This window comes from Bradyrhizobium sp. IC4059 (assembly GCF_020193615.1).
Taxonomy (GTDB): Bacteria; Pseudomonadota; Alphaproteobacteria; order Rhizobiales; family Xanthobacteraceae; genus Bradyrhizobium; species Bradyrhizobium yuanmingense.
In genome coordinates, this window is record NZ_JADYVH010000002.1 from 482,202 (window position 1) to 501,536 (window position 19,335).

At 64.5% G+C, this 19,335-nt stretch carries 20 protein-coding genes; 9 read left to right on the forward strand and 11 right to left on the reverse strand.

The genetic code is table 11. From position 1 onward, the window contains the following. Positions 1-4: 4 nt before the first annotated feature. The 3 genes from I6F12_RS08225 to I6F12_RS08235 all read right to left on the reverse strand — a co-directional run bounded on the left by I6F12_RS08225 (position 5) and on the right by I6F12_RS08235 (position 3,642). The gene (locus tag I6F12_RS08225) at positions 5-2,194 is read right to left on the reverse strand and encodes an RNA degradosome polyphosphate kinase (RefSeq protein ID WP_036000566.1); all 2,190 of its coding nucleotides are present in this window, start codon (positions 2,192-2,194) and stop codon (positions 5-7) included. A 135-nt stretch (positions 2,195-2,329) separates the two neighbouring features. Then, on the reverse strand, positions 2,330-3,007 hold the full coding sequence (locus I6F12_RS08230; RefSeq protein WP_036000575.1) for a DnaA/Hda family protein: 678 nt from the start codon (positions 3,005-3,007) through the stop codon (positions 2,330-2,332). Between the two features lie 92 nt (positions 3,008-3,099). Further along, positions 3,100-3,642, reverse strand: a complete 543-nt coding sequence (locus I6F12_RS08235) for a CDP-alcohol phosphatidyltransferase family protein (RefSeq protein WP_028180509.1) — start codon at positions 3,640-3,642, stop codon at positions 3,100-3,102. 156 nt (positions 3,643-3,798) lie between these two features. On the opposite strand from I6F12_RS08235, the gene purM reads away from it, so the two are divergent. Together purM and purN are read left to right on the forward strand one after the other, a co-directional pair. Beyond that, entirely contained in the window at positions 3,799-4,872 is a 1,074-nt protein-coding gene (purM, locus tag I6F12_RS08240; protein WP_036000563.1) for a phosphoribosylformylglycinamidine cyclo-ligase, read from the forward strand. Positions 4,873-4,886: 14 nt separating this feature from the next. Further along, a complete protein-coding gene (gene purN / locus I6F12_RS08245) occupies positions 4,887-5,540 on the forward strand; it encodes a phosphoribosylglycinamide formyltransferase (protein WP_225156138.1) in 654 nt (217 codons plus the stop codon). A 13-nt stretch (positions 5,541-5,553) separates the two neighbouring features. Here the strand turns inward: purN and I6F12_RS08250 are convergent, their stop codons facing one another. Together I6F12_RS08250 and I6F12_RS08255 are read right to left on the reverse strand one after the other, a co-directional pair. Continuing rightward, positions 5,554-5,943: a DUF6678 family protein gene (locus I6F12_RS08250; RefSeq protein WP_225155939.1), complete on the reverse strand. Its 390-nt coding sequence runs from the start codon at positions 5,941-5,943 to the stop codon at positions 5,554-5,556. Positions 5,944-5,968: 25 nt separating this feature from the next. Then, on the reverse strand, positions 5,969-6,175 hold the full coding sequence (locus I6F12_RS08255; protein WP_027576280.1) for a cold-shock protein: 207 nt from the start codon (positions 6,173-6,175) through the stop codon (positions 5,969-5,971). A gap of 379 nt (positions 6,176-6,554) precedes the next feature. Here I6F12_RS08255 and I6F12_RS08260 point away from each other — a divergent pair, with 379 nt between their 5' ends. Further along, positions 6,555-7,721, forward strand: a complete 1,167-nt coding sequence (locus tag I6F12_RS08260; RefSeq protein ID WP_225155940.1) for an autotransporter outer membrane beta-barrel domain-containing protein — start codon at positions 6,555-6,557, stop codon at positions 7,719-7,721. Positions 7,722-7,738: 17 nt separating this feature from the next. Here the strand turns inward: I6F12_RS08260 and I6F12_RS08265 are convergent, their stop codons facing one another. Next, positions 7,739-8,779 (reverse strand): LysR family transcriptional regulator, encoded by a 1,041-nt coding sequence (locus I6F12_RS08265; RefSeq protein ID WP_036000552.1) that lies wholly within the window; start codon positions 8,777-8,779, stop codon positions 7,739-7,741. Between the two features lie 68 nt (positions 8,780-8,847). Between I6F12_RS08265 and I6F12_RS08270 the strand changes: the two genes are divergently transcribed. From I6F12_RS08270 to I6F12_RS08290, 5 genes are all read left to right on the forward strand, one after another. Beyond that, positions 8,848-9,465, forward strand: coding sequence for a hypothetical protein (locus I6F12_RS08270; RefSeq protein ID WP_036000548.1), 618 nt, complete (start codon positions 8,848-8,850; stop codon positions 9,463-9,465). After that, positions 9,452-10,072 (forward strand): GNAT family N-acetyltransferase, encoded by a 621-nt coding sequence (locus I6F12_RS08275; protein ID WP_225155941.1) that lies wholly within the window; start codon positions 9,452-9,454, stop codon positions 10,070-10,072. The genes I6F12_RS08270 and I6F12_RS08275 overlap by 14 nt, the downstream gene beginning before the upstream one ends. A gap of 25 nt (positions 10,073-10,097) precedes the next feature. Further along, on the forward strand, positions 10,098-10,661 hold the full coding sequence (locus I6F12_RS08280; protein ID WP_036000543.1) for an isochorismatase family protein: 564 nt from the start codon (positions 10,098-10,100) through the stop codon (positions 10,659-10,661). Between the two features lie 30 nt (positions 10,662-10,691). After that, positions 10,692-10,862: a hypothetical protein gene (locus I6F12_RS08285; protein WP_167361657.1), complete on the forward strand. Its 171-nt coding sequence runs from the start codon at positions 10,692-10,694 to the stop codon at positions 10,860-10,862. Between the two features lie 196 nt (positions 10,863-11,058). Further along, positions 11,059-12,441, forward strand: a complete 1,383-nt coding sequence (locus I6F12_RS08290) for an aspartate aminotransferase family protein (protein WP_225155942.1) — start codon at positions 11,059-11,061, stop codon at positions 12,439-12,441. Positions 12,442-12,606: 165 nt separating this feature from the next. Here I6F12_RS08290 and rnd read toward each other — a convergent pair whose 3' ends face one another. Both rnd and I6F12_RS08300 read right to left on the reverse strand, forming a co-directional pair. Next, complete coding sequence (gene rnd, locus I6F12_RS08295; protein ID WP_036000537.1) at positions 12,607-13,755, reverse strand: ribonuclease D; 1,149 nt, start codon at positions 13,753-13,755, stop codon at positions 12,607-12,609. 350 nt (positions 13,756-14,105) lie between these two features. Continuing rightward, on the reverse strand, positions 14,106-15,005 hold the full coding sequence (locus I6F12_RS08300; protein WP_225155943.1) for a LysR family transcriptional regulator: 900 nt from the start codon (positions 15,003-15,005) through the stop codon (positions 14,106-14,108). Between the two features lie 103 nt (positions 15,006-15,108). On the opposite strand from I6F12_RS08300, the gene I6F12_RS08305 reads away from it, so the two are divergent. Further along, the gene (locus I6F12_RS08305) at positions 15,109-16,098 is read left to right on the forward strand and encodes a zinc-dependent alcohol dehydrogenase family protein (protein ID WP_225155944.1); all 990 of its coding nucleotides are present in this window, start codon (positions 15,109-15,111) and stop codon (positions 16,096-16,098) included. A gap of 76 nt (positions 16,099-16,174) precedes the next feature. Here I6F12_RS08305 and I6F12_RS08310 read toward each other — a convergent pair whose 3' ends face one another. The 3 genes from I6F12_RS08310 to I6F12_RS08320 are packed head-to-tail and all read right to left on the reverse strand — an operon-like array spanning position 16,175 to position 19,334. Then, the gene (locus tag I6F12_RS08310; RefSeq protein ID WP_057028986.1) at positions 16,175-17,506 is read right to left on the reverse strand and encodes an ABC transporter substrate-binding protein; all 1,332 of its coding nucleotides are present in this window, start codon (positions 17,504-17,506) and stop codon (positions 16,175-16,177) included. An 11-nt stretch (positions 17,507-17,517) separates the two neighbouring features. Next, a complete protein-coding gene (locus I6F12_RS08315) occupies positions 17,518-18,387 on the reverse strand; it encodes a carbohydrate ABC transporter permease (RefSeq protein ID WP_225155945.1) in 870 nt (289 codons plus the stop codon). Beyond that, complete coding sequence (locus I6F12_RS08320; RefSeq protein ID WP_225155946.1) at positions 18,384-19,334, reverse strand: sugar ABC transporter permease; 951 nt, start codon at positions 19,332-19,334, stop codon at positions 18,384-18,386. The genes I6F12_RS08315 and I6F12_RS08320 overlap by 4 nt, the downstream gene beginning before the upstream one ends. Position 19,335 lies beyond the last annotated feature (1 nt).

Here is a 19,335-nt window from a genome sequence, read left to right on the forward strand (position 1 = left end):
CCGATCAGGATTGATGACGTTCGTTCCGGCGCGTGAGACGACGCGGCGAGGATTCCTTGAGCGACTTTCCACGGCCAGACAGACTCGGATTCGTCATGAAGTAGTTGTGGACGTTGAAAGGCTCCTCGCCCTTCGCGGTCTTCATACGCGTTGAAGACCCATCCGGCAACAACTGCCAGCTCTGCTCATTGTCCTTCAGGTTCGCGACCATGATCTGCTCGAGAACCTGCTGATGCACCGTCGGATTTTGCAGCGGACACAGCACCTCGACGCGGCGGTCAAGGTTGCGCGGCATCATGTCGGCGGACGAGATATACACAGCCGCTTTCGCGCTCGGCAGTCCCTGGCCCATGCCGAAGCAGTAGATTCGGCCATGTTCCAGGAAGCGGCCGATGATCGACTTGACGCGGATGTTCTCCGACAGACCGGGAATGCCGGGCCTGAGGCAGCAGATGCCGCGCACCACGAGCTCGACCTGGACACCGGCCTGCGAGGCCTCGTAGAGCGCGTCGATGATATCGGGATCGACCAGCGCGTTCATCTTCATCCAGACCGCGCCGGGACGGCCATGCCGCGCATGTGCGGTCTCGCCCTGGATGTGCTCGATGATGCGCTTGCGCAAGGTCAGCGGCGACACCGCCATCTTTTCCAGATCGCTCGGCGCGGCATAGCCGGTGATGAAATTGAACACGCGCGCGGCATCGCGGCCGATCGTCGGGTCCGAGGTGAAGTAGGAGAGATCGGTGTAGATGCGCGCGGTGACCGGGTGATAATTGCCGGTGCCGGTATGGACGTAGGTCGTCAGGCTGCCGCCCTCGCGGCGCACCACCATCGAGAGCTTCGCGTGCGTCTTCAATTCGAGGAAGCCGTAGACGACCTGCACGCCGGCGCGTTCGAGATCGCGTGCCCAGCGGATGTTGGCTTCTTCGTCGAACCGCGCTTTCAGCTCGATCAGCGCGGTGACTGATTTGCCGGCCTCGGCCGCTTCGGCCAGCGCGCGCACGATCGGTGAATTGTTAGAGGTGCGGTAGAGCGTCTGCTTGATCGCAACGACGTCGGGGTCGCGCGTGGCCTGCTGCAGGAATTGCACCACCACGTCGAACGACTCGTAGGGATGGTGGACGATCAGGTCCTTCTGCCGGATCGCGGCGAAGATGTCGCCGCCATGCTCGCGCACGCGTTCGGGGTGGCGCGGCACGTAAGGGGTGAATTCGAGGTCGGGCCGGTCGAGGCGGGTGAGCTGCGAGAGCTCGTTCATCGCCTGCACGCCGTCGACCAGGAAGATCTCGTCGTCGGCGGCGGAGAGCGCGTGCTGCACGAAGCTGCGCAGCTGCTCCGGCATCTTGGCGTCGATCTCGAGCCGGATCACCGATCCGCGGCGGCGGCGCTTCAGTGCGGTCTCGAACAGGCGGACGAGATCTTCGGCCTCCTCCTCGATTTCGAGCTCGGAGTCGCGGATGATCCGGAAGGCGCCTTGGCCGTGCAGATTGTAGCCGGGGAACAGGCGGTTGATGAACAGGGCGGTGGCCTGCTCCAGCGAGATCAGGCGCACCGTGCCATCCGCCGGCAGGCGGATGAAGCGGTCGATCTTGCCGGGCATGCGGATCAGCGCGTTCATCTGCTTGCCGTCAGCGGCGCGCGTGAGCTGCAGTGCGATGGTGAAGCCGAGGCTCGGAATGAACGGGAAGGGGTGGGCCGGATCGATCGCCAGCGGGGTCAGGAGAGGGAACACGTTGTGGAGGAAGTAGTCCTCGATCCAGGTTCGTTCCGCCTTTGTGACGTCCTTGCCGTCGACCAGCACGATGCCGACCTCGGCCAACGTGGCGCGCAGGTCGCGCCAGATCGCCTGCTGGTCGGAGGCGAGCTGGGAGACGGTGCGGTTGATCAGCGCGAGCTGTTCGGACGGCGTCAGGCCGTCGGGGCTGCGCTCGGCGATGCCCTCGCGGACTTGGGCCTTGATGCCGGCGACGCGAACCATGAAGAACTCGTCGAGGTTATTGGCCGAAATCGACAGGAATCGCACCCGCTCCAGCACGGGGTGGCTCGGGTTGACCGATTCCTCCAGGACGCGGCGGTTGAAATGCAGCCAGGACAGCTCGCGGTTGATGAACCGCTCGGGACTGGACGCGATCGCCGGAAGGCTCTCGGTTTCCGGGGCTTTCTCTTTCGTTTCAACAGCTTGCGCAGAGTCCATCAGAAGTCGGTCCATCCAGTTCACCCCAATTGCGACTCAAGCGCAAAAATCGGCGGGAGCATGTGTTAGAGCGATGACGTTTCGATGACATTGATGTTCCGCCCCCGCGCCGCGTCAAGCGGGCCCGCGAGCTTGTCAGGCGTCCCGGAGCAGCTCGGCGGCCAGCGCCCGGGTGACGGGACGGCCGAGCCGCAGGGCTTCGCTGTCGAGCAGCTCGACGGCCCGCCGGGCGGCAGCCGAGGACCGCTCCAGGCGCGTCGCGAGGTAGCCGACCACGCTCTCGTCCACATTGAGCTGGCGGTCGGCGCAGAACTTGACGATGAGGCCGCGGAACAGCTGGTCGTCGGGAGGCAGCAGCGTGACCGCCGGAACGGCCCGCAGGCGCGAGCGCAGGTCGCGAAGCTCGATCGGAAGCGCGGCCGGCGCCTCGCGGCCGGTGAACAGGACGTACGCGCCGTCCTCGCGGGCGAGGTTCATCAGGTGAAACAGGGCACGCTCGTCGAAGTCCCCAGCCTTGAGATCCTCGACCACCAGCGCGCCGGTGGCGAGCGCGCCGGGCACGTCCGTCGCGGTCAGCGCATTGGCGGTGGTCGAGCGGGCGCCGGCTTCCTCGGCCCAGATCGCGGCGAGATGGCTCTTGCCGCTTCCTTCCGGGCCCGCCAGCCACATGATCCGGTTCGGCCATTCCGGCCAGCCGTCGATGAGGCCTAGACCGGCCGCATTGGCGGGGCCTTCGAGGAAGTTGTCCCGGCTGAGGCTCTCCGCATGCGGAAGCGCAAACGCCAATTGTCGGGGATGAACGCGGCCTGCCACGCTTGCTCTGCTCCATGCCGGCGCGCCGGCCCGCTTGTAGAGATTCGACTTGATGGTGCGGGACTTGGCCTTTTGCTGGGCTGCTTCCCCGCTCATTTGGCCTCGATCGTGCTCATGTGCCGCAGCCACTCGACGAGATAGAGCGACACGGAGGAGAGCGTGAAGATCGTGACGAGACCCATCAGGATGATATCATAAGGCGCGGGCTTGAAGCCGAAGGCAAGCGCCGCCAGCACCAAAGCTGCGAATGCCACTTGTGCCACCGTGTTGAGCTTGGAGACTTTCGACGGCTTCATCTCGACCGGCCGGTCGAACAACCAGGACACGATCACGGCGGCGACAATCATGATGTCGCGCGAGACCACCAGGATCACGATCCAGCGCGGGATCGCGCCCCAGATGCCGAGCGCCATGTAGATCGAGACCAGCAGCGCCTTGTCGGCGAGCGGATCGAGCAGGGCGCCGAGCTCGCTCGTCATGTTGAAGCGCTTGGCCAAAAAGCCGTCCACGGCATCGCTGATGCCGGCGATCAGGAAGACGGCGAACGCCACCTCCATTTGGCTCGACACGATGGCCCAGACGATGATCGGGACCAGCATGATGCGGCCCAAGGTAATGATATTCGGAATACTCACGAAAGCGCTTCCCGGCACCGGTTCTGACCTCAAATCCGGCCCGTTGCAGGCTGAACCGGTTGATATGTCTACATAGTATAGCGGGGAGCGCCATGCGAGCCATTGCGCGTCCCCGGAATTCAACGTAACCAGCCGCAAACCCACTGGAAATCGGGCATGACCGACCGCAAAAACGGCCTCACTTACGCCGATTCAGGCGTCGATATCGACGCGGGCAACCGCCTGGTCGACCTGATCAAGCCGATGGTGCGCGCCACCGCGCGGCCGGGCGCCGATGCCGAGATCGGCGGTTTCGGCGGCTTGTTCGACCTCAAGGCGGCCGGCTTCAAGGATCCGGTCCTCGTGGCCGCGACCGACGGTGTCGGCACCAAGGTCAAGATCGCGATCGAGACCGGCCTGCATGGCGGCATCGGCATCGACCTCGTCGCCATGAGCGTCAACGACCTCGTGGTCCAGGGCGCCGAGCCACTGTTTTTCCTGGACTATTTCGCCTGCGGCAAGCTCGATCCGGAGGCCACGGCCGCCATCGTCGCGGGCGTTGCGGAGGGATGCCGCGAATCCGGCTGCGCTTTGATCGGCGGGGAGACTGCCGAAATGCCCGGCCTCTACAAGGACGGCGACTACGATCTCGGCGGCTTTGCCGTCGGCGCCGCCGAGCGCGGTACGTTGTTGCCGCGCAAGGACATCGCCGCGGGCGATGCCGTGATCGGTCTCGCTTCGTCCGGCGTGCATTCCAACGGCTTCTCGCTGGTCCGCAAGATCGTCGAGCAGTCGGGCCTCGGCTTCGAGGCGCAGGCGCCGTTCGCGCCGGTGATGACGCTCGGCGGCGCGCTGCTGACGCCGACCAGGCTGTACGTGAAATCCTGCCTGCGCGCGATCCGCGAGACCGGGGCGGTGAAGGGGCTCGCCCACATCACCGGCGGCGGCTTCACCGACAACATCCCGCGCGTGCTGCCGAAGCATCTCGGTGTCGGCATCGACCTGGCACGCCTGCCGGTGCTGCCGGTGTTCAAATGGCTGGCGGCCCAAGCCGGCATCGCCGAGCTGGAAATGCTGCGCACCTTCAATTGCGGCATCGGCATGATCGCGATCGTCGAGCCCGACAAGGTCGACAAGGTCGTCGAAGTCTTCACCGACGCAGGCGAGACCGTGGCGCAGCTCGGCACCGTGATTCCGGCCGAGGGCGAGCACCGCGTCGTCTATAACGGCCACCTCGACATGGCGCTATAATGACTGGCGCCGTGATGAAGCGCCGCGTCGCCATCCTGATTTCCGGGCGCGGCTCCAACATGGCTGCGCTGATCAGGGCAGCCGCCGCCGCGGATTTCCCGGCGGAGATCTCGCTCGTCATCTCGAACAAGGCCGATGCGCCCGGCCTCGAACGCGCCCGGGCGAGCGGCGTGACCACCGAGGTGATCGAAAGCAAGCCGTTCGGCAAGGACCGCGCCGGCTTCGAGACGGTGCTGCAGGCCGCGCTCGACAAGCACGGCATCGAGCTGATTTGTCTCGGCGGCTTCATGCGCCTGTTCACGGCCGAGTTCACCAAGGCCTGGTACGGGCGGATGCTCAACATCCATCCCTCGCTGCTGCCATCGTTCCCCGGCCTCGACCCGCACGGCCAGGCCCTGCGCGCCGGCGTCAAGCTCTCCGGCGCGACGGTGCACTTCGTCATTCCCGAGACCGATGCCGGCCCGATCGTGATGCAGGGCGCGGTTCCCGTCAGCGACCACGACACCGCGGAGACGCTGTCGGAGCGCATCCTCGAGGTCGAGCACCACATCTATCCCGAGGCGCTGCGGCTGCTCGCGACCGGCAAGGTCCGTATCGAGGGCGATGTCTGCAAGACGGCGGGAAGCGCAGCGTCGGAGAATTTTCTGATTGCGCCGGTGGTGCGCTGAAACGCGGTCTGGCTTATTCGACAAAATCTGCAGTCTCGCCATTGCGGATGTATCCGTAGATGCGAAACCCCTCAGCCGTTTCCTCTCCGGCAAACCGGATGCGTTTCAGGATTGTGCGGACACGCTCGCGCTGAGCCGCCGTCTCGACAGATAGTTCAGCCCATTCCATCCAATCCCCCCCGCCGATCGTCCAGTGATAGTGCCATTCGCCATCCCACTGGCTCAGGTATCCCGTTTCCAGGTTCTTGCAGCGAAATCGGGGTTGTTCGGACGGAGCTAGCTCGAGCACGGCCACGCGCAGTTCGCGCCATTTTGTGTCATTGGCGACCGAATAGTAGTCGGACTGCTGAGCCATCTGTCCGCCACAAACAAAATCCCCCGGCAGAGCCGGGGGCAACGTCATGATCGCTCGCATGCCGCGAGAGACATCAGGAAACCTTGAGGTTCTCCGCGGATGATTTGCCGCGGTTCTCCACGAGGTCGAATTCAACCACCTGGTTCTCGTTGAGGGTAGAGAGTCCGGCACGCTCGACGGCGGAGATGTGGACGAACACGTCCTTGTCGCTGCCATTCGGCTTGATGAACCCATAGCCCTTTGTCGGGTTGAACCATTTGACGGTGCCCTTTTGCGGCATCGCTCGTCTCCTCCACTAGATATAAAAACGACGCGGCCGCTTTTTCGCGTGCCACGCCACAAACGGGCTCCCGGAAGTCTGTTCGAGTCTTGAGGCGCAATGTCGCGAAACGCACAGCAAACGGCCAATTCCGATTGTGAACGTTATTGCAACATGAAATTCGCCGGCTAGCAAGCCGCGCGCGGATTTCAAGAGCAAGCCAGGTGCCTTCAAGCGCAATTTGCGACCTGTGGCAGCAGAACCACAATCGGTGCAATAGCCTCGGCCGTTATGCGCCAACCGGTTGACCCCTCGTGGCAGTTCGGCCCAAATCGCCGCAAGCGCCGCAGACCGTGTTGCATTTTTGCGCGCCGCCACTTCGCTTTCGGGATTCATCGTCATGCGCTGCGCCGCGCAGCTCTCCGGGAGACGGCAGACGATCGGGCTGGACCGCGTCCGGCGGATCGTGGCTGCGCTCGCGATGGCGTTTGCGCTGGTCGTGACGATGGCGGCCGTGAGCCCCGGCTTCGCGCAAAGCACGCCCACACCGACCCCGACGCCCACGCCGACACCCACGCCGTCACCGACCCCGATTCCGTCGCCGACCTCGACCAATCAAAATCAGTCAGCCGGCAACAGCATGCTCAATTTCGGCTCAGGCTTTCTGGAGCGGCTCGGCAATCAGGCCTCCGGCGGCGTCAACCGGGCGTTCCGCACCAATCCGGGCGGCGGCGGCGCCTCGGTGGCTGCGGAAGATCCGCGCTACCGCACCTGGTTCGAGGGCTATGGCCTTTCGGTCCGCACCGAAGCGCAAGGCGACTTCGTCGGCGACAAGCGCAAGACCTTCGGCGGCGTTGCCGGCTTTGGCGCGCGGCTCGCACCCGGCGTCAACATCGGATTCTCCGTCGACCACAGCCACACCGACATCGACGTGCCGCTGGCGCTGCAATCGGCAACCCTCGATCTGACCCAGCTCGGCTTCAGCGGCTCAATCGACAAGGGCCCGTGGACCTGGGCCTTTGCCGTGGTGCACGGCTTCGGCAAGGTCCATTCCAGCCGCGATACCGGCCTTGGCCTTGCGACCGCGCGCTATCGCGCCGCCGTGGACGGCGCGCTGACCGAGATCAGCTATTACTGGACCAAGGACGAGATGCGCATCGTGCCCAAGGGCGCGCTGGAATATGTGCGTGCCACCAGCGCCGCGTTCCAGGAGACCGGCGGGCTCGATCCGCTCAACGTCGGCTCGTCGGCGCTCTCGCGCGCGCGCATCATGCTCGGGGCCGAGGTCGGCCGCTATTTCATCATCGACCAGAAGATCCTGGACCTCTCGGCCTACGGCAAGTTCGTCGACAATTTCCACCAGGACCTCGGATCCATCCAGGTCAGTCTGGGCGCCCAGAACGTCATCGTCCCCGGCATCGGCGAGAGCCGTTACGGCGCGGATGCCGGCGCCTCGGCTTCGCTCAGCCTGACCAACGTGGCGAGGCTCTACGTCAATTACGACGGCAAATTTCGCAACGAGCTCACCTCGCACCAGGGCACGCTCGGCTTCGAATACAAATGGTGAGCTGACGCTCGCCTGCGTTAAGTCGGCGCCGTCGCCACGTATCCCGCCAGGCCGAAGCCCTCGCGCGCCGCCGTCATCATCGGCACCAGCGCGTTCGGATGGATGAACTCGTCGCGGAAGCAGGGATAGGTCCTGGCATCGAAGATCTTCTTCAGCCAGTCGACCACGATCTTGTGCCGCTCGGAGCTGCGGAACTCCTTGTGATAGGTGAGCCAGAGATCGGCGTGATGGCTGACGCCGAGATCGACCGCAACGAGCGGCGCACCGAGCGCGATCGATACCGTCGGCAGGAAGCCGATGCCGGCGCCGCGCTCCACCGCGTAGAGCACGCCCACCGACGAATTGGTCTTGATCCCGACGATGCCTTCGAGCGACTTCAGCCCGAGCACGCGGGCATAGGCGCCGTCGTCGACCTGCGGCGCGCTCTGCTTGATGATGCGGTGATTGTTCAGTTCGGCGAGCGTTGCCGGCACGCCGTAGAGGCTTTCATACTCCTTGGAGACGAAGGGATAGATGTGGAGGCGGCCGAGCTTGGCGACGATCAGATCGGGATTGGTCGGCGGCTCGAGCTGGATCGCGATATCGGATTCGAGCCGCGCGACGTCGGCCTGCTCCATCGCGCAGCGCAGATCGACCGTGATCTTGCGGTACGTCTTCTGGAAGTCGATCAGCCGCGGCAGGATCCAGAAATTGCCGGGGCCTTCCGTCACCGCGACGCGAACGGTGCCCGAGGTGTCGTTCGAGGACCGCGCCGCGCGGCGGAAGACGTTGAAGGCATGACGCTCCATATGCGTGACGTCGGCGATCATCGCGGCGCCTTCATCGCTGAGCGTCAGCCCGCTCTGGTCGCGCAGGAACAGCTTGCACCCAATGCTCTCCTCGAGCCGGTCGATGCGGCGCATCAGCGTGGTGGAGGTGAGGCCGAGCTCTTCGGCGGCATTCCGAAAACTTTTAAATTTTGCGCACGCTAAAAACAGCTTCAAATCATCCCAGGACGCGCCCAGGGCTTCTTCACGGTGCTGCATCATCGCAGCACCCCGGTGCAATAACTGCTGCATACTCCTGATCCCCAACCGCTAAGCTCGTCGTAGCGGGGCATGAAAGCCTCGAACGATAGAGGCGCGACATGAGTATGGAAAGGGGCACGTTTGCCGCAAGGCATGATTTCGATGCCTTGCCGCTGAGCCCGGACGTCGACGTCCGCTGTGCGCAATTTTCCGAAATTGGAGCGCTTTCGGAGATGGCGCACCGGCTGGTGCCGGGCGTGCAGATCGGGACGGCGGAGCTTGCCAAATATTACGTGTTCGATCCCCAGAGCATCCTGACATTCAGCCGCAAAGGCAAGCTCGTCGGCGGCATGGCCTTCCTGTTTCTCAATGACCGCGGACATGACGCGCTGCTGCTCGACGAGATTTGCCTCACCGCGCCCGAGACGCGTTATCTCGCATCGGCAGACGAAGACGTCGCTGCCATCTACATCTGGGCGATCGCGGCGACGGGCCGCGGCATCGCCGGTCTCGGTAAGGCCGCGGCTCATCTGCGGCAGATAAGGTTTCGCGATGCGGATTGCTATGCGCAGCCGTCAACGGTGGCCGGACGCGACATCATGAAGGCGACAGGCTTTGCGCCCGTCCCGAGCTTCCAACCCGACCTTTGGTGCTACGAGCGGCCCTGGCATCGACAGCCGATGCGCATGCCGGGAGCGATCATCCAATCAAGGAGCTTTGCAGATGCACGGTACTAGGATTCCAGTCGCCAAGCCCTGTTCCCGCGCCATCACCATCCGCCTCGCGCGCGACCCAAGCGATCTCATGCTGGTGACCGCCATCCGCTCGGCGGTCTACCTCGCCGAGCAGGATTGTCCGTTCGAGGAGGAGTTCGACGGCAACGACATGGTCGCGGCGCATTTCATCGGCTTCGTCGGCAACGAGCCTGCGGGCTGCCTGCGGGTGCGCTTCTTCGGCGATTTCGCCAAGGTGGAGCGGCTTGCGGTGCGTCACCAATATCGGCGCTCGCGCGTCTCGTTCAAGCTGGTGCAGGCCAGTGTCGATTATGTGAAGCGCAAGGGCTTTCGCAAGATCTACGGCCAGGCGCAGGACCGGCTGGTCGATTTCTGGGCCCATTTCGGCGCCAAGCCGCTCGGTCACAACCGCAAGATCACGTTCTCGGATTTCTCCTACACGGAGATGCTGCTGGAGATCGAGCCGGGCCCGGACGCCATCACGCTGGATAGCGATCCCTATGTGATTATTCGTCCCGAGGGCGATTGGGACCGTCCTGGCGTGCTCGATGCCTCGGCCGGGCGGACGGTGACCTCGCCGCTGCGGGACCTCGCGCTCGCCGACCGCTGAAACAGGTGCAGCTGCGCGCAACTCGATGCTGGTTTCAATGCACGATGATCCGCCGATCCTGGTCTGTGCGGATCTTCAGGTCGAGTACCTGACTCCCGGCCGCCGTCACGTTATCCGCGACGGCGATGCGACGGCGGCGCGCTGCCTGGAACTCCTGACGCTGTGGCGCAGCAATCTATGGCCGGTGATGCATCTGAAGCGCATCGCGCAGGCGGCCTGGTTCAATCCGTCATCCAGGCTGACCGATTGGATCGCGGAGACCAGGCCACAACCGGGCGAGATGACGTTCGAGCACCCGCTGCCCTCCGCCTACAGCTCGTCGCGGTTTGGCGGCCACATGTCCGCTATCCGCACCACACGCTGCATCCTGATCGGCTTTTCCCTGGACGAGACCATCCTGGCCACTGCCGTCGAGGGGTTTCACCGCAGTCATCGCTACCATGTGATCACCGACGCGGTGGCTTGCCGGCAGCCGGGCACGGACGATGCCGCGGCCTACCGGCATGCGGTAGTGGATGTCATTGCGAATTTTGCTACAGTCCAGTCCAGCGCCGAACTGATCAGAACCAGCGGCGCCGTTGCGGTGTAGGCGGCCGCGGCCGGTCGATGGGGTTGAGAATTGTCGCGGGGAGACGAGCTCAAGGAGCTGGCGAGCGATCTGTCGCATGCCGCCGAGAAGGCGCGCAGGCTTGGGCTGCCTACGACGGTCTACTTGCTCTCGATGGCGCTGATGGAGGTGAGGGAAGCCGTTTCCGCCACCGACGAAGTGGACGACGACGGCGCGGCGTGAGAGCTGCCCAGCCCGATTCTGCGATCCGCGGTCCTGTCATGTGCGGCTTTGTGCATCGCTGCTGAGCGCTTGCCGCCGACGAATTGGCATTGCAAGTTTTGCGTCGTGGCAATAGCCAAGTACTTGAGACAAGTACTCGCCATCGAGTGATGACGCCGGCCCGCCGGCGGCGTGACGCTTTTAGGGATCATCGCAAATGTCCATGCTGCCCAATTCGCAAGAGGCCCGGGATGTGGCCTATCAGCTCCATCCCTACACCAATGCGCGCACGCATCAGCAGGCCGGTCCGCTGGTGATCGAGCGCGGCGAGGGGCCTTACGTCTTCGACGCGTCGGGCAAGCGCTATTTCGAAGCCATGGCGGGCCTGTGGAGCGTCGGGCTCGGCTTCAACGAGAAGCGACTGGTCGAGGCGGCGCACAAGCAGATGCAGGCGCTGCCGTTCTACCATACGTTCTCCGCCAAATCGCACGGTCCCTCGATCGACCTCGCCGAGAAACTGGTCGCGCTCGCGCCGGTGCCCATGAGCAAGGTGTTCTTCACCAATTCCGGCTCGGAAGCGAACGACACCGTGTTGAAGCTGATCGCCTATCGCTCCAACGCGCTCGGCCAACCGCAGCGCAAGAAGGTGATCAGCCGCCTGCGTGCCTATCACGGCGTCACCATCGCATCCGCCAGCCTCACGGGCCTGCCGAACAACCACCGCTCGTTCGACCTGCCGCTGCCGAACATCCTGCATACGGGCTCGCCGCACTTCTACAAGGACGGCGCCCCCGGCGAGAGCGAGGAAGCCTTCGCCACGCGCCGGGCCGAGGAGCTCGACGCCCTGATCCAGAAGGAAGGGCCGGATACGATCGCGGCGTTCTTCGGCGAGCCGGTGATGGGGGCGGGCGGTGTCGTGGTGCCGCCGGCGACCTATTGGGACAAGATCCAGAAGGTCCTGAAGAAGTACGACATTCTTCTGGTCGCCGACGAGGTGATCTGCGGTTTCGGCCGCATTGGCAAGATGTTCGGCTGCGAGACCTACGGCATCAAGCCCGATGCGATCGTCGTCTCCAAGCAGATCACATCGAGCTATTTCCCGCTCTCGGCGATCATCCTGAACGACCGCATGTTCGAGCCGATCGCGGACGAGAGCAACAAGATCGGCGTGCTCGGCCACGGCTTCACCGCAGGCGGCCATCCGGTCGGCTCGGCGATTGCGCTGGAGAACCTCAAGATCATCGAGGAGCGCGGCCTAGTCGCACACGCGGCCGAGCTCGGTGGCTACATGCAGGGCCGCTTGCGTGAACTCGCCAGCCACCCGCTGGTCGGCGAGGTCCGCGGCGTCGGCATGATCGCCGCGCTCGAGCTCGTGCTCGACAAGGCGCGCAAGACCGCCGCCACTACGCCGGGCGCCGTCGGCGGCATCGCCAGCCGCATGCTCCAGGAGCGCGGCGTGATCTCGCGCAACATGCTCGATGCCATCGCGATCTGCCCGCCGCTGATCACGACCAAGACCCAGATCGACGAACTGGTGGACGCGATCTCCGGCGTGCTGAACGACATGAAGAGCGAAGTGGCGAAGCTGACGCCGGCGTAAGGCTCGTCGCTCTCACGTCGTCATTGCGAGGAGCTCTTGCGACGAAGCAATCCAGACTGTTTCCGACGAGGGATTCTGGATTGCTTCCCTGAACCTGTCATCGGGCCGCGCTTCGCGCGGAGCCGTTGGCTCGCAATGACGGGAAATCGGCGCGACAGCGTGCCCCTACGCCCGCTGCACCCCGATCACGCGGCCTTTCTCGATCGCGAGCGCGAGCTCGCCGCGCTTGAGCTTCAGCGCGGCGTCGCCGAACAGCTCGCGGCGCCAACCGCGCAAGGCGGGCACGTCGGCCTCATCGTCCGCCGCGATCTCCTCTAAGTCGTCGACGGTCGCGATCACCTTGCTTGCGACTGCGTGGCGCTCGGCGGTCATCCGCAACAGGACCTTCAACAGCTCGACGATGGCGGCGCCGTTGGAATTGTTGCGCGGTTTCTCCAGCTTGGGCAGCTTCGAGAAGTCCCGCGCCAGCCCCCGCTCGACCGCGGCGATGATGTCCGCGCCCCATTTGGATTTCTCGAACCCCTTCGGCACCGAGCGCAGATGGGCGAGCTTCTCCAGCGTGGTCGGCGCGTGGGTCGCGATATCGGTGACGGCTTCGTCGCGCAGCACGCGGCCGCGCGGCACGTCGCGGCTCTGCGCCTCCTGTTCGCGCCAGGCCGCGACCTCCATCAGCACCGCGAGGTCTTTGGGCTTGCGGACCCGCGTCTTCAGGCGCTCCCAGGCGCGCTCGGGATGGAAATCATAGGTGCGGGGGGAGGTCAGGACCTCCATCTCGATGGAGACCCATTCGCTGCGGCGGCGCTTCTTCAGGTCGGCGTCGAGCGCGGCGAACACGTCGCGCAGATGGGTGACGTCGGAGACCGCGTAATGCATCTGCTCCTTGGTCAGCGGCCGGCGCGACCAGTCGGTGAAGCGGTGGGTCTTGTCCGGGCGGTGGCCGGTGACCTTCTCGACCAGGGCGTCATAGGCGATGCTGTCGCCGTAACCGAGCACCATCGCAGCCACCTGGGTGTCGAACACCGGGTGCGGGATGATGCCCGCCTGGTGCCAGATGATCTCAATGTCCTGGCGGGCGGCGTGAAACACCTTGAGCACGCCCTCGTTGCCCATCAGCTCGAAGAACGGCTTGAGATCGATCCCCTCGGCCAGGGTGTCGATGACCACGGCTTCCTCGGCGCTGGCCATCTGCACCACGCACAGCAGCGGGTAGTAAGTGGTCTCGCGCAGGAATTCGGTATCGACTGTTATGACGGGGTGCTTGGCCAGCCGGCTGCAGGCAGCCGCGAGGTCAGCGGTGGTGGTAATTAAATCCATGAACGGCCCATGACACTTGGTATCAGCCGTTCCGCCGAAAGTGCTGTGATGTCAAGGGGCTCTAAGCGAATTCGAGCCTTGCATCGGGCCGGAATCGTCCCTTTCCGACGAAATTCCTATTCGTAACGGATCCGGTGCGAGGATTTGCGGGCGCAGGGCAGCGCCACCACGATCACGCACATGGCGACCAAGGCCAATCCCAGGAACTCGAAAACCAACAGATCCACGGCGAAATCTCCAGAAACATTGATAGATTTGTCGGGGGTGCGTTGAGGGTCTGTTAATTCTCGTGGTTACCGGCGCCAGGCCGGGCCGGATGGTGGACGAGAAGTTAATTGGGGCAGCCATGGTCACGCCATCAGCTTCGGCAAGCCGGTCGCGAGGATGTCCACGGCGGCGCGCACCTTCGGCGGCAGCCGGGGTGAGCGCGGCCAGAGAGCGTGGCACTCGTAGAGGAATTGGGGCTGACTGCTGAAGAGATTGACCAGCGCACCCGTGTCGAGGCGCTCGCGGACCAGCCAATAGGGAAGCCAGGCGAGACCCATGCCTTGTGCCGCGGCATCGGCAATCGCCTCCAGGTCGTCGAGTCGGAGCCGGCCCGATGGCATGATCTCGCGCGGAGGCGCGCCCTCCTGCGGAAAGAGCCACGGCCGGACACGCCCTGAGCCGCGATAGATGATCGCTTGATGGGCGGCGAGATCGTCGAGCGATTTCGGCTTGCCGCTCGTGCGCAAATACGACCGCGCGCCACATACCACCATGCGCTGGCTTGCGATGCGCCGTGCGATCAGGCCGGACTGGTCGTCGAGATCGCCGGTTCGGATTGCCAGATCGTAGCCGGCCTCGACGATGTCGGCAATCGGATCGCCGAACGAGAGGTCGAGTTCGAGATGCCGATATTTCCGCGCGAGCTTCATCAGCAACGGCGCAATGCAGTGCCGTCCCAGCAGGGCCGGCATGGTGACGCGCAGCCTGCCGCGCGGCTCCGACAACTGGTCGGCAACGACGCTATCTGCGGCGTCGGCCTCGCTCAGCACCGCGCGGCAGCGTTCGTAGTAGGCTTGGCCGGCGTCGGTCAGGCTCTGGCGCCGCGTGGTGCGGTTGAGGAGCCGTGCCCCGAGGCGTTCTTCGAGGAAGCGGACGTGCTTGCCCACCATTGGCCCCGACATCTCCAGGGCGTCGGCCGCAGCCGCGAACGAGCCGAGATCGACGGCCCTGACGAAGACGGCCATGCTGGTCAGGCGGTCCATGATTGGAAACTCCTGGTTTCGACTGTTGGCGTGCTTCGGCGATTTATCCCCTTCGTACGGAACGGCATAGCTCTATTCAGTTCAACTGTTTTGGAGTGCATCCATGGCCCGCGCCGTTCGCTTTCATCGCCATGGTGGTCCCGACGTGCTGCGCATCGAGACCATCGATGTTCCGCCACCGGCGACGGGCGAGGTGCAGATCCGGGTCAAGGCACTCGGCCTCAATCGCGCCGAGGCCCTGTTGCGAAGGGGGACCTATATCGAGCGCGCGACATTTCCGTCGGGGCTGGGGTTGGAGGCGGCCGGCATCGTCGAAGCGGTCGGGGACGATGTGACGAGCTTTGTGCCAGGCGATATCGTGAGCATCGTGCCGCCGCTGTCGATGGTGCGATGGCCGGCCTATGCCGAGCTCGCGACGTTTCCGGCCGAACTCATCGTGAAACATCCGCCGGAGCTCGGCTTCAAGAAGGCGGCGGCCGTGTGGATGCAGTATCTGACGGCCTACGGCGCTTTGGTCGACATCGCCCGACTTGGTCGAGGGGACATCGTCGCCATCACCGCTGCATCCAGCAGCGTCGGGATTGCGGCGATTCAGATTGCGAACCGGGCCGGCGCGACCGCGGTCGCACTGACGCGGACCTCGGCCAAGCTTCGGGCCTTGCGCGATGCCGGCGCGGCCCACGTCGTCGCCTCCGACGAAGACGACATTCGGGCGCGGCTGCAGGCGATCGCCGGATCAAACGGGGTCCGCGTCGTCTTCGACGCCGTCGGTGGTCCCGCGTTCGAGCCGCTGACCGCGGCCATGTCGCCGGGCGGAATCCTGATCGAATATGGTGGATTGAGTCCTGAGCCGACGCCGTTTCCGCTATTCAACGTGTTGACGAAGAGCCTGGTGTTGCGCGGCTACCTCGTGCACGAGATCATCCGCGATCCCGCGCGCCTCGCGCAGGCCAAGGCGTTCATTCTCGACGGGCTGTCGGATCGCACGTTGCAGCCTGTCATCGCCCGAACGTTCCGCTTCGAGGACATCGTCGAAGCGCATCGGTTTCTGGAGTCGAACGATCAGTTCGGCAAGATCGTGGTGACGATCTGATCGAGCACATTCCCAACGCATTCGGCGCCCGGCATGACGGGGCGCCGAAGCTTGTTCGTGCGATGGACTACCGATTTTACGGCAGCTTCAGCGACGTCTCAGCGTTGTACGGCTTGAGCGTCTCGTCGGCGGCTTTCTGGGCAGCGGCGAGGGCTTCCTTCGGCTGCTTCTTGCCGTTGAGGACCAGCATCACCTCGTCCTCGAGGTTCTTGCGCACCGGCACGGTCTTGTAGGTCGCGAACCACGGCTTTGCGACGTCGAGCTGCTCGACGGCGGTCTTGGCGTCCGGGTTCTTGGCCAGGAATTCGACCATCTCCGGCGTCTTGTAGGCGGCCATGTTCGGCGCGAAATAGCCGGTGGCGCGGCTCCACCAGCCGCTCTTCTCGGGCGAGGTCATCCACTTGATCAGCGTCCAGGCGGCCTTCTGCTTGTCGGCCTCAAGCCCGGCCGGCATGATCAGGGAGGCGCCGCCGATCGGCACCGCGTTGCGGACGTTGCGCGGGATGAAGGCGACCTTGTAGGGGAACTTGGCGTTGTCGCGCACGTAAGTGAGCGAGCCCGTCGACAGCATCATCATCGCGGCATTGCCCGAGATGAAGGAGGTGCTGACGGCGGGACCAGGCGTGGCGCCGGGCGTGTGGACCTTGTGCTTGTAAATGAGGTCATTCCACCAGGTCAGTGCACCCAGCATCGAGGGCGTGTCGTAATAGACCTCGCCGCCGAACTCCTCGTTGTAGTAGCGGCCGCCATTGCTCATGGTGAGCGTTTCCATCATCCAGCCGCAATAGTCGTAGGCGCAGGGGATCGCGATGCCCCATTGGGTCACCTTGTCGCCCTCGCGCTTGGTCAGCTTCTTGGCCCAGTCGGTGAGCTCGGCCCAGGTCTGCGGCGGCTTGCTCGGATCAAGGCCCGCTTCCTTGGCCTTGTCGGCGTTGATGTAGAGCAGCGGCGTCGAATTGTGGAACGGCACGCCGTAGACCGAGCGGTTGATCACGGCATTGCCGTGCAGCGCCGGGAAGAACTGGCCGAGGAACTGGTCCTTGGTGGTGCCGTCGGCCTTGATCAGCGCATCGAGATTGGTGAGCTCGTTCTCGATCTGCATGTCGAGCAGGAAGTTCGCTGACATGATCACGGCGGCCGGCGGCTTGCCGGCCTTGATCGCGGCGCGCGTCTTGATCAGCGTGTCGTCGTAGGAGCCGGTGTAGACCGCGGTCGCCTTGACGTTGGGATGAGTCTCGTTGAACTCCTTGATCAGGGTGCCCATGTCGCGGGCGAGCTTGCCGTCGACGGGGACGGGAAAGAACAGGTCGACCTCGGTCGGACCTTCGGCCTTGGCCGGAACGGCGAGGGCGCCTGCCATTGTGCCTACCATGGCAAGGCCGAGCATGAGCCTGCGGGAGAACAGCATCGGAAAATCTCCTATTTGATGCCTGAGGTGACGAAAGAGCTGATGAAGCGTTTCTGGAAGATCAGGAAGGCGACGAGCAGCGGCGCGATCACCATGAGCGTGCCGGCGGCGATGGTGCCCCAGGCCTGCGTGCCTTCGGCGGTCTTGGTGAAGACGGAGAGGCCGATCGTGAGCGGGCGCTTGTCCGGCGAATTGATCACCATCAGGGGCCACAGGAAGTCGTTCCAGTGGCTGGTCACGGAGATGATGGCGAAGGCCGAGAAGCTCGGCATCGACAGCGGCACGTAGATGTGGCGGATGCGCTGGAATAGGCTCGCGCCGTCGATCAGGGCTGCGTCTTCCAGCTCGGTCGGAATGGCCTCGAACGCCTGGCGCATCAGGAAGGTGCCGAAGGCCGAGGCGAAGAACGGCATCATCACCCCGGTGAGCGTGTCGTAGAGACCGAGCTGCGCCACCAGCGACAGGTTCGGCACGATCAGCAGCACCGGCACCAGCATCAGCTGCATCAGGAACAGGTAGAAGATCGGCGTCTTGCCGGCGAAATCCAGGCGCGCGAAGGCAAAGCCCGCCAGCGTGATCGTGACGAATTGCACCAGCAAAATGCCGGTGCAGATGATCGTGGTGTTGAGCGTGTAGCGCGGGAAATCGCCGATCTCCCAGGCGTCTCTGACATTGTCGAGCGTGGGTTTGAGGCTCGGCATCAGCTCGGCCATGGTGTTGATGCCGTCGGAGGCCGGCCGCAGCGTCGCAACGACCATCCACAGGAAGGGGATCAGCCAGACCATTGCGAGCAGCACGGTCAGGGCGAAGCCGAGCTTGGGCGTGATCTCGCCGCGGGTGGCGAGCGGGGCGTCCTTCCACAGTGTATCGATCAGCTTCATGGCCCGCCCTCGCGGTTCGCCATGGTGCGGAAGGACAGCGCGGTGAGGGCCATCAGCGCGGCCAGCGTCAGCAGCGTCGCCGCCGAGGCCTTGCCGATGTCGTAGTGCTCGACCGCCTGCTGGTAGATGTAGAACAGCACGAGATTGGTCGCGTTGGACGGCCCGCCCTGGGTCATGACGAAGACGTGGTCGACCTGCGTCACCGCATTCAGCGTGGCGATGACGGTGACGAACAGGAAGGTGGGCTTGAGCTCCGGCAGGATGATGTGGCGCAGCCGCCGATACGGTCCGGCGCCGTCGAGATGCGCGGCCTCCATCACGTCCTCGGGCACGGCCTGGAGGCCGGCGAGGAAGAACAGCATGTAATAGCCGGCGTTCTTCCAGACCGTGATGACCATGATCGCGTAGAGCGCGATGTCGGGATCGCCGAGCCAGTTCGGCAGCACCGGCAGCAGCCGGCCGATGTAATAGTCGAGCAGGCCGACATTCGGCAGGAAGATGAACAGGAACAGCGCCGAGGCCGCAACCATGGGGATCAGCACCGGCAGGAACAGCGCGGCACGCAGCGCGCTGGTCACCGCGTTGGTGCGCGACAGCGCCAGCGCGAACAACAGCGCAAGCGCAATGCTCGGCACCGCCGTGCCGAAGGCGTAGATCAAATTGTTGACGACGGCGCCTGCGAAGGCGGGGTCGGCAAGCACCGCGCTGATGTTCTCAAAGCCGACGAAACGCACCGGCGCCTTCGGCGTCGCGCGCTGATAGAGCGCATCGATCAGCACGCGCCCCATCGCGCCATAGGTGAACAGCGCGAGGAAGACCAGCGAGGGCAGGAGCAGCAGATAGGCCGGCAGCGAAGCCTTGACGCGGCTCGTGAACCGCTTCAGGAGGTGTAGACGCGGTGCCGCCGACGTCGCGACCGGGAGAGCCGCGGGTTCAGCGAGGCTCATC